A 13,130-nucleotide genomic window follows, 5' to 3' on the forward strand; every position below is an offset into this window, starting at 1 on the left:
CCCGACGTCGAAGTGGCCCCACCTCGGCGAGGTGGGGCCACTTCAGCGGTGCGGGTGTCTCACTCCTGGCCGAGCAGGTCCTGCAGTTCACCCACCGCTTCGCGGAGCCGGTCGGCGAAGCCGTACATCTCGTCGGCCACCTGCCGCGGGGTGCTCAGGTAGATGTTGAAGCGCTCCGGCAGCAGCACGTAGGCGACGCCGATGCACTGGCTGCTGGTCGAGCCGAACCCGAAGTACTGGATGTTGGTCGAGGGCGCCGAGCTGGTGCTCAGGTAGTCGTCGCGCATCTTCAGCCAGCCCGGGGACTCGTAGAGGTCGAGCTGCTCGGTGGCGCCGAGCTCACCGCCGCGGCGCTTCTGGATGAGCTGGAGCTCCCACAGGTGCTGCTCGGGAGCCTGCCCGGCCTGGCACTCCCTGGCCCGCGCCACGTGCTTGTCCGCGGCGGCGCGGAAGGCATCCCTGCGGGTGGCCGCGTCGGCCTGCGGGTCGTCCATCACCGCCACGAAGCGCAGCACCTCCGGCGTCACCACGCGCATCGCCTCGGTGCGTCCGTGCCGGTACTGGCGGGTCGCGATCGACTCGTAGGTCGCCCCGGTCAGCCCCTTGCTGCGCTTGTGCGCGAGCTGGTAGGCCATCTGCACGAAGGCGTCCGGCGACATGCCGAGCTGCTTGGCCCGGTTCGCGCCGAAGTCCTCGAAGGACACCGTCGTGGTGGCCGTGCCTGCGGCGTAGTCGGCGAACGCGTCGGCGGCCGCGCGCACGTCGGCCCGCAACGCGTCGTCGAGCACGAACTCGATCGCCTCCGCGGCAGGCACGCCCTGCTCCGCCGTGCGCGCGGGCGCCTCGGACGACTCCTCCAGCAGCGCGTCGACGAAGGTCAGGATCGTGGTGCCGTCCAGGCCGCAGTGCTCGACGTTGATGCCCGCGGTGCCGTCGGCGAAGACGACCAGCGACACGGCCTTGTCGAACCAGCGGTTGCCGCTGTCGCCGTGGAGCAGGTGGTCGCAGGCCTGCTGGGTGTCCTGCGGGGCGAAGTCCTCCAGGCACACGCAGAACAGCGCGGTCTCCACGGCGTCGAGCGCCTCGGCGTTGGCCGGATCCAGCGCCAGCAGCGCCTCCCGGCTGTCGGCCCATTCCGCGCGTGCCTTGGTGGTCAGGTGCCCGACCGAGCTCCCGGTCGCCGCCCGGTTCGCGCCCGCCTTCATGACCGCGCGCAGGCCGGCGCCGAGGTCGTCGGTCGAGTACGGCTCTCCCCGTTCGTCCAGCACGTCCATCCGGAACAGGTTCCCGCGGTGGAAAACGGCGATGTGGCGCGCCTTCGAAGGTCCGGGTGACTCGTCGCCGTAGGGGGCGCGGACGGTGTCCTGCACCTGCCCGGGAATGCGCGTGGTGGAGAACAGGAACTTGTTCTGCTCCATCGACAGCGGACGTCCGCGCTGCATCACCGGCGGCAGCTCCTCGGCGTCCAGCAGCCGCTTGTACCCGAGAGCACCGGAGATGAGCGCGGCAGCGCGTTCCACCTGCCCGAGCGGCGATTCCCGGAACAGGAAGAAGAAGTTCGCGTTGAGCGCGATCCGGTCGCGGCGGCCCAGGTAGCGGTACGGCCAGAAGGTGTCGAGCCAGCTGTGCACGTCCTCGCGGGCGTCGTAGTCCTCCAGCGCGGCGTGCAGCACGCGGGCGGCGCTGTCCGGACGCAGGAACCGCGACACCGCGGCCTCGGTCTCGGCCAGCTCGGCCTCGGTCAGCAGCGGCGCGCACCACTCGACGAACCGCCGGCAGCTGTCCTCCAACCCCGGCAGCGGCACCCGTGGCAGCTCCTGCTCATTGCCGAAGGTACGGGGCGACCACACTTGGCTGCTGTTCAATTTCATCCTCGACTTCGATGGTGGACGGATCGTTGTCGGCCGGCGAAGCCGGCTCTACGACCGCGCTCGCCGCGGCGACTCGCGGCCGGGAGACGAAGAGCCGGGCGTAGAACCAGCCGTCTGCCTCCAGTCCCCGCGGATCCACCCCGGCGCGGGACAGCGTATCCAGCACCTGCGACTGCTCCTGCGGGGAGGCGAACCGGCGCTGCCGGTACAAGCCGGGCAGCTCCTCGGTCTCGTAGCCCGCCTCGGCGAGGCGGGCGGCGATCTGGTCGAACGGGAACATCCGCAGCACGAAGTGCGCCATCCACGGCTTGCGCCGGCCGTGCGCGCCTGCCACCGCCGACAGGGTCCGCTCACCGACGTATCCCACGCAACCGGTCGAGATGACCAGATCGGCTGCGGCGATTTCGGCGCGCTGCCCGGGAGTCGGCTCCCGCGTCTCCAGGTCGGCGTGCACCGCGCCGCCGAGGAAGCCGGCCGACAGCGCGTAGGAGAGCGCGGGCCCGGAGCTGTCCAGGCCCACGAACCGCATTCCCGCGTTGCTGCCCCGCGAACGCATGAGATCGCGGTCGCGTGAGAGCAGCCAGTCGCGGTCGCGTTCGTCCGCGCCGTGGTCGCAGTAGTGCTCGTAGAGGTCGTCGATCGTCAGATCGCATTGCAGCAGCGCGGCGTTGATCCCGTAGGAGCAGCCGATGTCCAGGATCGTCGGCACCCGCACCCCGGTGGCCTCGCGGTATTCCCGCACCAGCTCGGCGAAGTGCGGTTTTGCCAGTTGCGGGATGCAGTAGCCGAGATCGCGCAGCGTGCGGAAGTAGGGGCGGGGATCGGGACGGGTGTAGATCTGGTCGAGTGAGACTTTCCCTGTCGCGTCGAGACGCACGGACCGTGCTCCTGTTCGGTTTCGCGGGCGGGTACCCGGGTTCGCCGTGCCGGCCTGCTCGTTAGTCCAGCAGCTGGTCGACGCGCACCGCGCGGCCCTCGGCGGCCAGGTGCTCGGGCAGCACGCGGCCGAAGATCTGCTTGGTCCGCGCCACGCTGCCGATGACCCCGGGGCGCTCGCTGTAGGCGAAGATCGCCGTGTGCCGGGCGGTCGCACCCCGCACCGTGGTCACCCGGTGCAGCGAGTACCGCCCCCGGAACAGCTGGAGGTCGCCGGGACGCAGCGCGATGCGGCGGACCAGGTGCTCGCCGTCCCCGGCCAGCACCGCGCGCACGTCGCCGAAGTTCTCGTCGCGCGCCGACCGGATGCCCGGGCAGTACTCGAAGACCCCGCCGTCCTCGGACTGCTGGGTCAGCAGGCTGACCGCGAACTCGTTGGTGTCGAAGTGCCAGGGGTGGTCCATGCCCGGACGCACGACGTTGAGGCACAGCCCCGCCAGCGGGTCGGCGAGCTCGTGGACCCTGGGGACCTCCACGCATTCGGCGATGAAGCGCTGGAAAAGCTCGCTGGTGTAGAGCCGGTGGATGATGGCCTGCCGGGGGATGGCGTCCCGCGCGACGAAGGCGTTGCCGCGTTCCATGGCGGTGCGCGCCGGGTGGTCCTCGGGCAGTTCCGCGTCGACGGCGATGTTGTAGGCGTTGACGACTTCGACGTCGTAGTGCGCCAGCGGTGCGATCGCGGCGCCTTCGGCGCGCAGCTCCTCGTGCAGTGAGGAACGCACGAAGTTGGACAGCACGCTGCATCCGAGCTCCCGCAGATCCCGGCGCGCGCGGTCGACCGCGTCCTTCCAGGCGGTGCTGTCCGGATCGGTCAGCGGATAACGACCGGTGTCGACCACCTGCTCGACCAGCCCGGCTTCCGATGCGCTCATCAGGATCCTCTCCACGTCCGAAGCTCACCCACCCTGGACGGGTTCTCGAACCGCCCAACGAACACCGGCCGGGGCGGTTACCGCCGCCTCGCGAGCGGGTGGCGGATGAGGGCTTTCCGCGTGCGGTTTTCATATCCCGCGACCGCCCTGACGTGCGACAGCGATACGGGTGGTCGAGTTCGTGATCGTGGCCATATTGTGGGTGCCGCACAAGATCATGTAAGGAACCTTCCCGCCCCGTTGCCGAGACCGGCCGCCCTGTCGTCATGGCGACCCCGGAGGCCGGCCGCACCGGGCGACCCGTCACCCGATGGTGTGTCCGATTTGCTCCGGCGGGGTATGCGAGGTGGGGTGTCCTCGCCGGAGGGAGCCCGGCGCCGCTGCGGACCAGCGGTTCGGCGGGTTGGTGGAGCGCATGATCGATCGACACGACGAGGTCCTGGCCGCGGTGGGACGGGGTCGCCGGGCGCGCCGCGAGGCGAGCCGACCGGCCGAAGCGGGCCCCGGCACGGTCGCGGTGTATTCGCTGGACGCCGAGGGCAGGGTGGCCAGCTGGAACCCCGACGCGCAGCGGCTGAAGGGCTACCGCAGCGAGGAGATCCTGGGGCGGCACTTCTCGGTCTTCTACCCTCCGGAGCTGGCCGCGGTCGGCTACCCGCAGGAGGAGCTCGAACGAGCGGCCGAAGCCGGGGTGCACATCGACGAGGGCTGGCGGATACGCAAGGACGGCACCCGCTTCTGGGCCTACCTCATCATCGCCGCCCGGCGCAGCGAACAGGGCGTGCTGCAGGGCTTCGTCAAGGTCGTCCGCGACGACAGCGAGGCGCACGCCCGCCAGCAGCGCTCGTACCGGCGCTTCTCCGACCTGCTCGCCCTCGCCCCCGTCGGCGTGTGCTTCGTCGACGACAACGACCGCGTCCGCGAGGTCAACAACGCGCTGTGCCGCCTGGTGCGCCACCCCAGGGCGGAGGTGCTCGAGATGACCGGCGCCGACCTGCTGCACCCCCGCGACGGGGGCGGGGGTCTGACCTCGGAGAACGCCCTGAGCGAGGAGGAGCCCGAGACTCCGGTGTCGCGGTCGAGGGTGCTCCTGCGCTCCGACGGCGAGCCGATCCACTGCGACGTCTACAGCGCACTCTCGGTGCAGGACGACGGAAGCCACTTCTGGCTGGTGGTGTTCCAGGACGTCACCGAACGCATCCACCAGGCCGAGGCCCTCCAGCACCAGTTGACCCACGACGCGCTCACGGGGCTGCCCAACCGGCGGGGAGTGGACGAGCTGCTCGACAACGCCGGGCGGCTGGCCGTGCTGTTCTGCGACATCGACAACTTCAAGCGGATCAACGACTCGCTCGGCCACGCGGCGGGCGACGAGCTGATCGTGACAGTCGCCCAGCGCCTGCGCGGGGAGCTGGGCGAGGAGTGCGCGGTCGCCCGCCTCTCCGGCGACGAGTTCCTGATCGCCTCCACCGACGTCGACGCCGTCGGCGGGCTGCGGGTCCTGGCCGACCGGGTCGCGGGCATGCTGCGCATGGTCGTGCCGGTCCGGGGGCACCTGGTGCGGGTCTCGGCCTCGGTCGGCGCGGCGATGTTCCCCGAGTCCGGTACCAGCGGCGAGGACCTGCTGCGCTTCGCCGACGCCGCGATGTTCCGCGCCAAGCGGCACGGGCCCGGCCGGGTGGTGCTGGCCGACCCGGAGCTGACCGCCAGCCTCGCCGAGCAGATGGGGCTGGAGGAGCAGCTCGGCGAGGCGCTGCGCACCGACGGGCTGCGCCTGCACTACCAGCCGATCGTGGACCGGGACCGGACTGTGGTCAGCGCCGAGGCGCTGGTGCGGTGGCCGCACCCGCGGATGGGGCTGCTGTCGCCGGACGTGATCCTGCCGATCGCCGAGCAGGGCAACCTGCTGCACGAACTGGACCTGTGGGTGCTGCGCGCGGCGCTGCGCGACGCGGTCGGCTGGCCGCGGCAGGCGCGGGGGCGTCCGGTGCGGGTCTCGGTGAACCTCAGCGGCCGGTTCTCCGCCGAGGTCGATTTCCTGGACGCGGTCGGGGCGATACTCGCCGACTCCGGCATCGACCTGCACCGGGTCGTCCTCGAGGTGACCGAGACCTCGCTGGTGGAGCTGTCGGCGGCGGCTCGCGACGCCATGCACGCGCTGATCCGGCTCGGCGTGTCGTTCGCCGTGGACGACTTCGGCACCGGGTACTCGTCGCTGGCGCGGCTCAAGGACCTGCCCGCGCAGGTCATCAAGCTCGACCGCCAGTTCATCTCCGGGCTGGAGACCCAGGAGGCCGACCGCGCGATCGTGCGGTCGGCCATCGACATGGCCCACGCCACCGACCGCCGCTGCGTCGCAGAGGGGGTGGAGACCGCGGCCCAGTACCACCTGCTCAACGAGCTCGGCGTGGACGCCCACCAGGGCTGGCTGTTCTCCCGCCCGCTGCCCCAGGCCGACTTCCGCGCGGTGGTCGCCGGCGGCCCGCTGCCGCTGCCCGACCACCAGCCCTGAAGGCCGCGCGAGCCGCCGACGGGATCAGGGACCGCTGGTCGTGAGGTGGTCGGACAGGTTCCACGTGCGCCAGTCACCGCCCGGTGCGGATCGCCCGATCGCGTCGGTGATCCACGTGCGTTCCCTCTCCGGTAACCGGCTCAGCGCAGGGACCGCGTCGGCGGACAGATCCGCCAGGTAGTGCCCGTCGAGCCTGCCGGTGGTCTCGAAGCGGTCGATGTTGCGTCCGGCGATCAGGCCCTCCGGGTTGAGGGCGGCCAGTGCGAGCAGCGCCAGCATGCCGGTGCCGACCACCGCGCTGGCCGGCCGGCGCGCACGCAGCCGGACACCAGCCGCGATGACCAGCAGGTACACCACTCCCAGCCACAGTTCGCAGGCCATCACCAGCAGCCGCAGCACGGTGTAGCCGTAGGCCGCCTGGTACGCCCACATGCGCATGAGCGCGGAGAACACGATCAGCAGGGTCAGCACCGCCAGCATCCCGGCCAGGCCGCGCAGCAGGTTGCGGTCGAGCGCGGACCGCTTGGGCGCCCAGCGCGCGGCCGCCGCGATGACCGGCAGCGTGAGGATGGTGACGAGCATGAGCTGCCAGAAGCCGCTTCGCGCGTATCCGGCGTAGGTCAGCCGCTCGGTGTGCTGGACGTGCTGACCACCGCCGAACATCGGGGTGCTCTGCACCGCGACGAACACCGCGAACAGCAGCACCAGCAGCCCGACCGGGATCGCACACTCCAGGCGGCGCAGCGTCCTGCCCGACCCGGTGGCCTCGGCGACCTGCGGCGGGTGGACCAGGGTGAACGCGGCCCCGAGGCAGACGAGTGCGAAGAAGCCGAGCACGAAGGTCCAGCGGAAGAAGGTCAGACCGTCCAAGCGCGGTGTGAGCGCCCGGACCAGCTCGGCGAACCCGTCGTCGGCGTCGGCGAACAGCGCGCCGAACACGAGCAGCAGCAGGACCCCCACCGCCACCGACGCAGCGATGCGCATGCCTCCGCTGGTGCGGCGGCCTCCCGCGCATTCCGCGCACGCACCACGGCAGCGCGCGGAGAGCGCCTACCGGAACCGCCATGGCCGACACCGCGAACGTCCGCACGTCGCGGCCGTCGGCGACCGCCGGCGCGGCGGCGACGCAGGCGGTGAGCACGCACAGCGCGCAGAGCCACTCCGCTGCCCGGAACGCGCAGACGCCGAGCAGCATCAACGCCATCGCCGCCCACAGCAGTTGCATCGGGCGGACCTCGCGCTGCGCCCGGCGTCCTGCTGGCAGCAGAGCGCCCGTGATCGCCAGACCGAGCAGCGGCCACCCGATGCCCGGTGTACCCAGCGGCACGAACAGCGCGCCGCCGACCCCGCCGAGCGACGCGGCAAGCAGGACGACCGGGGCTCGCGATGTCTCGGGCGCGGGCCAGAAGCCGTCGAACAGCGGGGGAACCGGTTGCACGGGAGGCGGCCGGCCACCGCCCGGCGTGGGACCGTGCGGAACCGGAACCGAAGTCGGCATCGGCGTCCGGGCCGGGGCGGGAACCGAGCTCGGCGTCGAAGTCGGAGCCCGGGCCGGGGCCGGAGTGGGGGCCGGGTCCGGACCGGGAACCGGAGGGCGCTGGGCCTCGTCCTGCTCCTGGCCTGGAGCCAGGGATTCGGCGTCCTGCGGCTGGGGTTCGCCCGAAGTCTCCTCATGGGCGTCCCGTTCGGGCACCTCCGCGGGCTGCGCGTCGGCGTCCGCGCGGTCGCGGGCGCCCCGGGTGTCGTCGGGGTTGCCGGACATGATCCTCCAGTCGTTCGTCGGCCGTCACTCCCTCAGACGCATCGGAGGGCGCCAGGTTCACCGCTTCGGGTGCACCGGTTCCGGGAGGGTTCCTCCTCCGATCCGACCGGAACGGTCGTCCCACAATTGCGGTGCGGTCGTTTTCCGCGTCCGGGCAACAATGGTCCGACCCCTTCGGTGTGATCGTTTAACAGTTTTCGAGGAATAGCCCACTTTGGTCCGTTCAGAGGCGTGCGCAAACCGTCCGCGCCGCTACTCTCATCGCAGTTTCACAGCAGTGACGTCTTGTCTGTTCGATTTTCGACGAAAGGCATTCGCCATGTTCGCTGCGCTCCCGGCCGCCGTCCTGACGGCGATGGCCGTACTTCCCTCCACGATCATCATCGGTGACGACGTCCCCCCGCCGGCCGGCCGGATCACCATCGACGTGGCCACCGTGAACGGCTCCGGCTGCCCCGCCGGAACCGCCGCCGTCGCGGTGTCGCCGGACAACACCTCCTTCACCGTCAGCTACAGCGACTACCTGGTGAAGGTGGGGCCCGGATCGGCGCCCACCGATTTCCGCAAGAACTGCCAGCTGAACCTCGTGGTCAACATCCCGCAGGGTTTCACCTACGGAATCGCAAGCGCCGACTACCGCGGTTTCGCCCACCTGGAACCGGGCGCGACCGGTCTGGCAAAGGCGAGCTACTATTTCCAGGGAATGTCGCAGACGGAATATTTCCAGACACCCTTTTCCGGTCCGATGAGCGACAACTGGCAGGTCACCGACGCGACCGAGGTCGGCGCGATCGTCTACAAGCCGTGCGGTGAGCAGCGCAACTTCAACATCAACACCGAACTCCGGGTGGACGCCGGTACCTCGGACCCGGCGAAGACGAGCTTCATGTCGATGGACTCCACCGACGGCAACCTCGAGACCACCTACCACTTCCAGTGGAAGGAGTGCCCGAAGCCGTGACGGGGCGGCAAAGCTGAGACGACCTGTTCCGCCGGGCCTGTTCCGCCGGGCCCGGCGGAACAGGCCCGCACAGGCATCCCTTCGCGGATGGTCTTCAGCGCGACACCGTGAAGGTGCGGGTGGTGCCGGTGAACGCGCTGATCGCGCCGGTGAGGTGCCGGGCGTGGCCGTGGTAGCGGATGCGGTATCCGCCGGGCCCGACATCGCCCGGAACGTCCCAGGTGATGGTCACCTTCGACGCCGCGATCCCGTCGCGCTCCCAGTGCAACCTCGTGGACCAGTCACCGTCGTCGGCGACCGTGCGCCACCGGCCCCCCTCGTCGCGCTGGACCTGAAGGTAGGTGCCGCGCCGGTGCAGGTCGTTGCCAGGGTGGGCGCCCGCGAAGACGACCGAGACCCGCTCGCCCGCGCGGTAGGAGTCGCGCGGCCCGGTCAGCACGTCGCCGAAGGCGCGCATCGGTTGCGGGACGTCCATGACGATCGGGGGTTGCAGGGAGAGCTGCGAGCCGGACAGGTCCGGTGGGACCGGACCCAGCGGCAACCGCCTGCCGTCGCGCATGGCGGTCGCCAGCTCGGCGACGACCTGTTGCAGCGCGGGCAGCTGCCAGCGCCCGAACAGGGTGCTGCCGCCCTCGTACTGCTGCGCGTCGTACTCCTCGGGCGTTGTCACGTAGTGGAAGTAGGAGTTCGCGTAGCCGGCGACGAGGACGTCGGCGAGGTCGGCGCCGACGATCCCGGCGACCGTCCGGCGCAGCCGCAGTCCCGCGCCGATCGTCACCTCGCCGGGGATGCCGATCAGGTGCAGCCGCCCGACGCGGACCAGCTGCACCGGCACCTGCTCCTGGACCCACGGGTAGACGCGGTTCATCGCGCCCACCGGCACCACGATCGCCTTGGGTGCCTGGGCGTCCCGCAGCTCGGGTGCCGGGCCGTAGACCACCGAGCCGGAAACGGCGTCCCAGAGGGGGTTCTCGCCCTCGGCGAACCCCGGGAACGCCGGACCGTCCTCGGTGCTGCCCGCCGCCATCGGCGCCCCGATCGCGGGCTTGCTCGTCCGGTGGGTCCTGCCGTCGCCGGTGAACTCGGGGGAGACCACGACATCGGAGAGGTCGACGTAGACCAGCCGCGAGTCGACACCACCGGTGAGCCGGGCACCGGGCGAGCCGAGCTGGCGGGCCGCGGCCTCGTACTGGCGGTGCCCGTTGACGCGGGTGCGCTCGAAGTCCTCCGGCGTGGTCGGCGGCCGCAGGTCCAGGTTCGGTGACATGTCCCCGGCGTTGGTCTGCGCGAACGCGCTGACGAAGCCCGGATCGGCATCGGCGCGGTAGTCGACCCGCTCGACCTCGCGCTCCCAGTGGTAGGCCGCGTACCCCTTGTTGTCGGCGCTGATCAGCCTGTTGTCGCCGGACATGCTGGTGCCGTGGGTCGCGAACCAGTTGACCGCGCCGACCGCGCGGCCGGAGCGCTCGATGCGCAGCAGCGAGGTCTGCGGGTCGATCGCGTCCGGGAAGTGCGCCCTGATGTCGCCGGGGTTGCGGTCGAACGCCGCGCGGGAGCGGTTCGCGCTGGCGTCGCGCAGTTCGCCGTGGGTGAGGGTCAGCTCGGCGGGCGCGAGGTCGGCGTGGGCTCGCTCGGCGGACTCCACGATGCCGTCGACGACCGCGTCGAAGGTCCGGCGGTGGAAGCCGGTGGTGGTCAGGTTGTAGAGAAGGTGGTGCGAGTAGCCGCCGGGGCCCGCGTGCGTGTGGGTCGCGGTGATGAGCACGTTCTGCTCGGTGTAGCGGTCGCCGAATCGTTCTCCGAGGCGGCGCAGCACGGCCTGGTGCACGCTCTCGAAGATCATCGGGGAGTCGACGACGATCAGCAGGACGCGGTCACCGCCGTCGGGTGTGGCGATGACGAAGGAGCGCACCCGCAGCCGCGTGTGCAGCCCCGCGGCCTGCTGGTCGAAGCGGCCGTAACCCATCATCCCGCACTCGGCCACCTCGCCCGTGGCGTCGGAAATCCCGCGCCCCGCCAGGAAGGAAGCCGTTCCGGCGGCATCGGCGGGCCCCGGCCGCGACGCCGCCAGGCCGAGTCCTGCCGCCGCCGCGGTCGCGCGCAGCACGGTCCGGCGGGAACTCGTGGTGCGGTCGTCCATGCGAACTCCTCAGTGGACAGTGGCCTGCTCTGGCGCCGGGTGGATCCGCCGGTGCCGTCCCGCGGCGTCTGGCCAGTGCGGGAGATCCGCGTCCGGCGAGCCAACGGGAAAATGCGAATAGAAATCATGTTTTGCGGAGTTCTTACCCCTCGGCGGGAGAACGCGCAATACCCCGGGCCGGTGCGGGTTCTGCCGTAATGTCGCCGGCGCGGCGTCGGCGCGACGAGCGCGCCTGCGGCGCCGTGCACTGGAGGGGAGCTGCCTTGAGCTTGGAATTCTGGTTGACATCGCTGGTCATCGTCGTGACGCCGGGGACCGGCGTCCTCTACACCATGGCGGCCGGGCTCTCGCGCGGCGTGCGGGCGAGTGCGGTCGCGGCCGTAGGGTGCACGCTCGGGATCGTGCCGCACGTGCTGGCCGCCGTCACCGGGCTCGCGGCGCTGCTGCACACCAGCGCGACGGCGTTCCAGGTGCTCAAGTACCTGGGCGTGGCCTACCTGCTCTACATGGCGTGGAGCACGCTGCGCGACAGGGGAGCGCTCGCGGTGGAGCGGGAGACCGCCGAGCGCTCGACCGGGAAGGTGGTCCTCTCGGGAGTGCTGGTCAACATCCTCAACCCCAAGCTGACCATCTTCTTCTTCGCCTTCCTGCCGCAGTTCGTCCCCGCGGGCGAGGCAGGCGGCCTGCTGCGCATGGTCGAGCTGAGCGCGGCTTTCATGCTGCTGACGTTCGTGGTGTTCGTCGGCTACGGCGTGTTCGCCGCGGCGCTGCGCGACCACGTCATCTCCCGTCCCCGCGTGCTGACCTGGATGCGCCGCGTGTTCGCGGGGGCCTTCGGCGCTCTCGGCGTCCGGCTGGCGTTCGCCGACGCGTGACGCTTCCTTCCCGAGCGCGGAAGAGGGGCGGGGGCGCCACGGCGTCCCCGCCCCGCCTTCTCCAGGTCACCCGCGTGCGGTCGCCGCGGACCCGCGCCGGTCAGTCCTCGTCCGGCTTGGCGTGGTCGGCGACGCCCGGGTGCGGGTCGCGGGAGAGGTCGATCAGCGGGTGCCGCTCGGCGCCTTCGGGTGCGGCGTGCGCCGGGGCGCCGCTGTCGTCGTGGTCGGTCTGTTCGCTCTGAGTGCGGTCCGGATCGGTGCTCATGGTGTTTCTCCCTCGGGGTCGGCTGGTGTTCCCGGAGGAACCCCCCAGTGCCATCTCCTTGCTGCATCAGGATGCATGTGGCGCGTCCGGCGCGGTCCACAGGGGAGGGGCCGCGCCGGCGTCGCGGAGACGCGGCGGATGTCGGTGCCCGGTGCTCTACTCGTGGCATCCACCACCGGCGGCGGGAGACCGACGATGCAGAAGATCACCACGTTCCTGTGGTTCGACGGGCAGGCCGAGGAGGCCGCCGAGTTCTACACCTCGATCTTCCCGGACTCGCGCATCGCGCACGTGCAGCGCTACGGCGAAGCGGGGCCGGGGCCCGAGGGCTCGGTCATGACGGTGAACTTCGAGCTGGCGGGACAGGAGTTCATCGCCCTCAACGGCGGTCCGCGGTTCAGGTTCACCGAGGCGATCTCGCTGTTCGTCGACTGCGAGTCGCAAAAGGAGGTCGACGAGCTGTGGGCGAAGCTCACCGACGGCGGTGAGGAGAGCCGGTGCGGGTGGCTCAACGACCGGTACGGGCTGTCCTGGCAGATCGTTCCGACGGTGCTCATGGACATGCTGAAAGATCCGGATCCGGCCAGGTCCGCGCGGGTGATGAAGGCGATGCTCGGGATGGGCAAGCTCGACATCCAGCGCCTCGTCGACGCCTACGAGCAGTAGGAGCGGTTCCTGGGCGACGGCAGGGGAATCGTTCCCGCGCCGAGGTCGGGTCCCGTGAGTCTTTTTGATTGCCATGGCGGCCCGGAAGACTATGGGTGCCGGCACCTGGCACGGCGAGGTGATCGGAAGAAAAAGGGCGTCGTCCTCAACCGGCCTGGGGGTCACCGGGAGGACGACGCCTAACGCATCGTATCCCAACCCGCTGCCCACGTGGAGACCCACGTTCGGTGCGAATCCGCGCGATGCCCCCGCGCGGCCGCGGTCCGGAAC

At 70.9% G+C, this 13,130-nt stretch carries 9 protein-coding genes and 1 pseudogene; 4 read left to right on the plus strand and 6 right to left on the minus strand.

Going from position 1 to position 13,130, the window contains the following annotated elements; all coding sequences use genetic code 11:
* Nucleotides 1–59 precede the first annotated feature (59 nt).
* The 3 genes from SACE_RS15315 to SACE_RS15325 form a co-directional block, all read right to left on the minus strand.
* Nucleotides 60–1,871, minus strand: a complete 1,812-nt coding sequence (locus SACE_RS15315) for a choline/carnitine O-acyltransferase (protein ID WP_173401310.1) — start codon at nt 1,869–1,871, stop codon at nt 60–62.
* Nucleotides 1,822–2,748 carry a methyltransferase type 12 gene (locus SACE_RS15320; RefSeq protein ID WP_009949082.1) on the minus strand — a complete coding sequence of 309 codons (927 nt, stop codon included), beginning with the start codon at nt 2,746–2,748 and terminating at the stop codon, nt 1,822–1,824. Before SACE_RS15320 ends, SACE_RS15315 begins: the two co-directional genes overlap by 50 nt.
* Nucleotides 2,749–2,809: 61 nt before the next feature.
* A complete protein-coding gene (locus SACE_RS15325; RefSeq protein ID WP_009949081.1) occupies nt 2,810–3,679 on the minus strand; it encodes a HalD/BesD family halogenase in 870 nt (289 codons plus the stop codon).
* 415 nt (nt 3,680–4,094) lie between these two features.
* Here SACE_RS15325 and SACE_RS15330 point away from each other — a divergent pair, with 415 nt between their 5' ends.
* Nucleotides 4,095–6,191, plus strand: coding sequence for a sensor domain-containing protein (locus SACE_RS15330; RefSeq protein ID WP_011873945.1), 2,097 nt, complete (start codon nt 4,095–4,097; stop codon nt 6,189–6,191).
* A 24-nt stretch (nt 6,192–6,215) separates the two neighbouring features.
* Here the strand turns inward: SACE_RS15330 and SACE_RS40390 are convergent.
* Nucleotides 6,216–7,953: pseudogene (locus SACE_RS40390) on the minus strand (DUF4153 domain-containing protein).
* A 355-nt stretch (nt 7,954–8,308) separates the two neighbouring features.
* On the opposite strand from SACE_RS40390, the gene SACE_RS15340 reads away from it, so the two are divergent.
* A complete protein-coding gene (locus tag SACE_RS15340) occupies nt 8,309–8,914 on the plus strand; it encodes a DUF4360 domain-containing protein (protein WP_231850059.1) in 606 nt (201 codons plus the stop codon).
* 94 nt (nt 8,915–9,008) lie between these two features.
* Here SACE_RS15340 and SACE_RS15345 read toward each other — a convergent pair whose 3' ends face one another.
* On the minus strand, nt 9,009–11,054 hold the full coding sequence (locus SACE_RS15345; RefSeq protein WP_011873946.1) for a neutral/alkaline ceramidase: 2,046 nt from the start codon (nt 11,052–11,054) through the stop codon (nt 9,009–9,011).
* Between the two features lie 263 nt (nt 11,055–11,317).
* On the opposite strand from SACE_RS15345, the gene SACE_RS15350 reads away from it, so the two are divergent.
* Nucleotides 11,318–11,929, plus strand: a complete 612-nt coding sequence (locus tag SACE_RS15350) for a LysE family translocator (RefSeq protein WP_029621910.1) — start codon at nt 11,318–11,320, stop codon at nt 11,927–11,929.
* A 100-nt stretch (nt 11,930–12,029) separates the two neighbouring features.
* On the opposite strand, the gene SACE_RS38320 is transcribed toward SACE_RS15350, so the two are convergent.
* Nucleotides 12,030–12,194, minus strand: coding sequence for a hypothetical protein (locus tag SACE_RS38320; RefSeq protein WP_009949072.1), 165 nt, complete (start codon nt 12,192–12,194; stop codon nt 12,030–12,032).
* A 195-nt stretch (nt 12,195–12,389) separates the two neighbouring features.
* On the opposite strand from SACE_RS38320, the gene SACE_RS15355 reads away from it, so the two are divergent.
* Entirely contained in the window at nt 12,390–12,860 is a 471-nt protein-coding gene (locus SACE_RS15355) for a VOC family protein (protein WP_011873948.1), read from the plus strand.
* Nucleotides 12,861–13,130: the final 270 nt, after the last annotated feature.

Source organism: Saccharopolyspora erythraea NRRL 2338, from assembly GCF_000062885.1.
Classification (GTDB): domain Bacteria; phylum Actinomycetota; class Actinomycetes; order Mycobacteriales; family Pseudonocardiaceae; genus Saccharopolyspora_D; species Saccharopolyspora_D erythraea.

Bases quoted from the DNA above. Each gene is read 5' to 3' on its own strand.
- SACE_RS15340 (WP_231850059.1), top strand. From the start codon at position 8,309: ATGGCCGTACTTCCCTCCACGATCATCATCGGTGACGACGTCCCCCCG.
- SACE_RS15325 (WP_009949081.1), bottom strand. From the start codon at position 3,679: ATGAGCGCATCGGAAGCCGGGCTGGTCGAGCAGGTGGTCGACACCGGT.
- SACE_RS15355 (WP_011873948.1), top strand. From the start codon at position 12,390: ATGCAGAAGATCACCACGTTCCTGTGGTTCGACGGGCAGGCCGAGGAG.
- SACE_RS38320 (WP_009949072.1), bottom strand. From the start codon at position 12,194: ATGAGCACCGATCCGGACCGCACTCAGAGCGAACAGACCGACCACGAC.
- SACE_RS15315 (WP_173401310.1), bottom strand. From the start codon at position 1,871: ATGAAATTGAACAGCAGCCAAGTGTGGTCGCCCCGTACCTTCGGCAAT.
- SACE_RS15345 (WP_011873946.1), bottom strand. From the start codon at position 11,054: ATGGACGACCGCACCACGAGTTCCCGCCGGACCGTGCTGCGCGCGACC.
- SACE_RS15330 (WP_011873945.1), top strand. From the start codon at position 4,095: ATGATCGATCGACACGACGAGGTCCTGGCCGCGGTGGGACGGGGTCGC.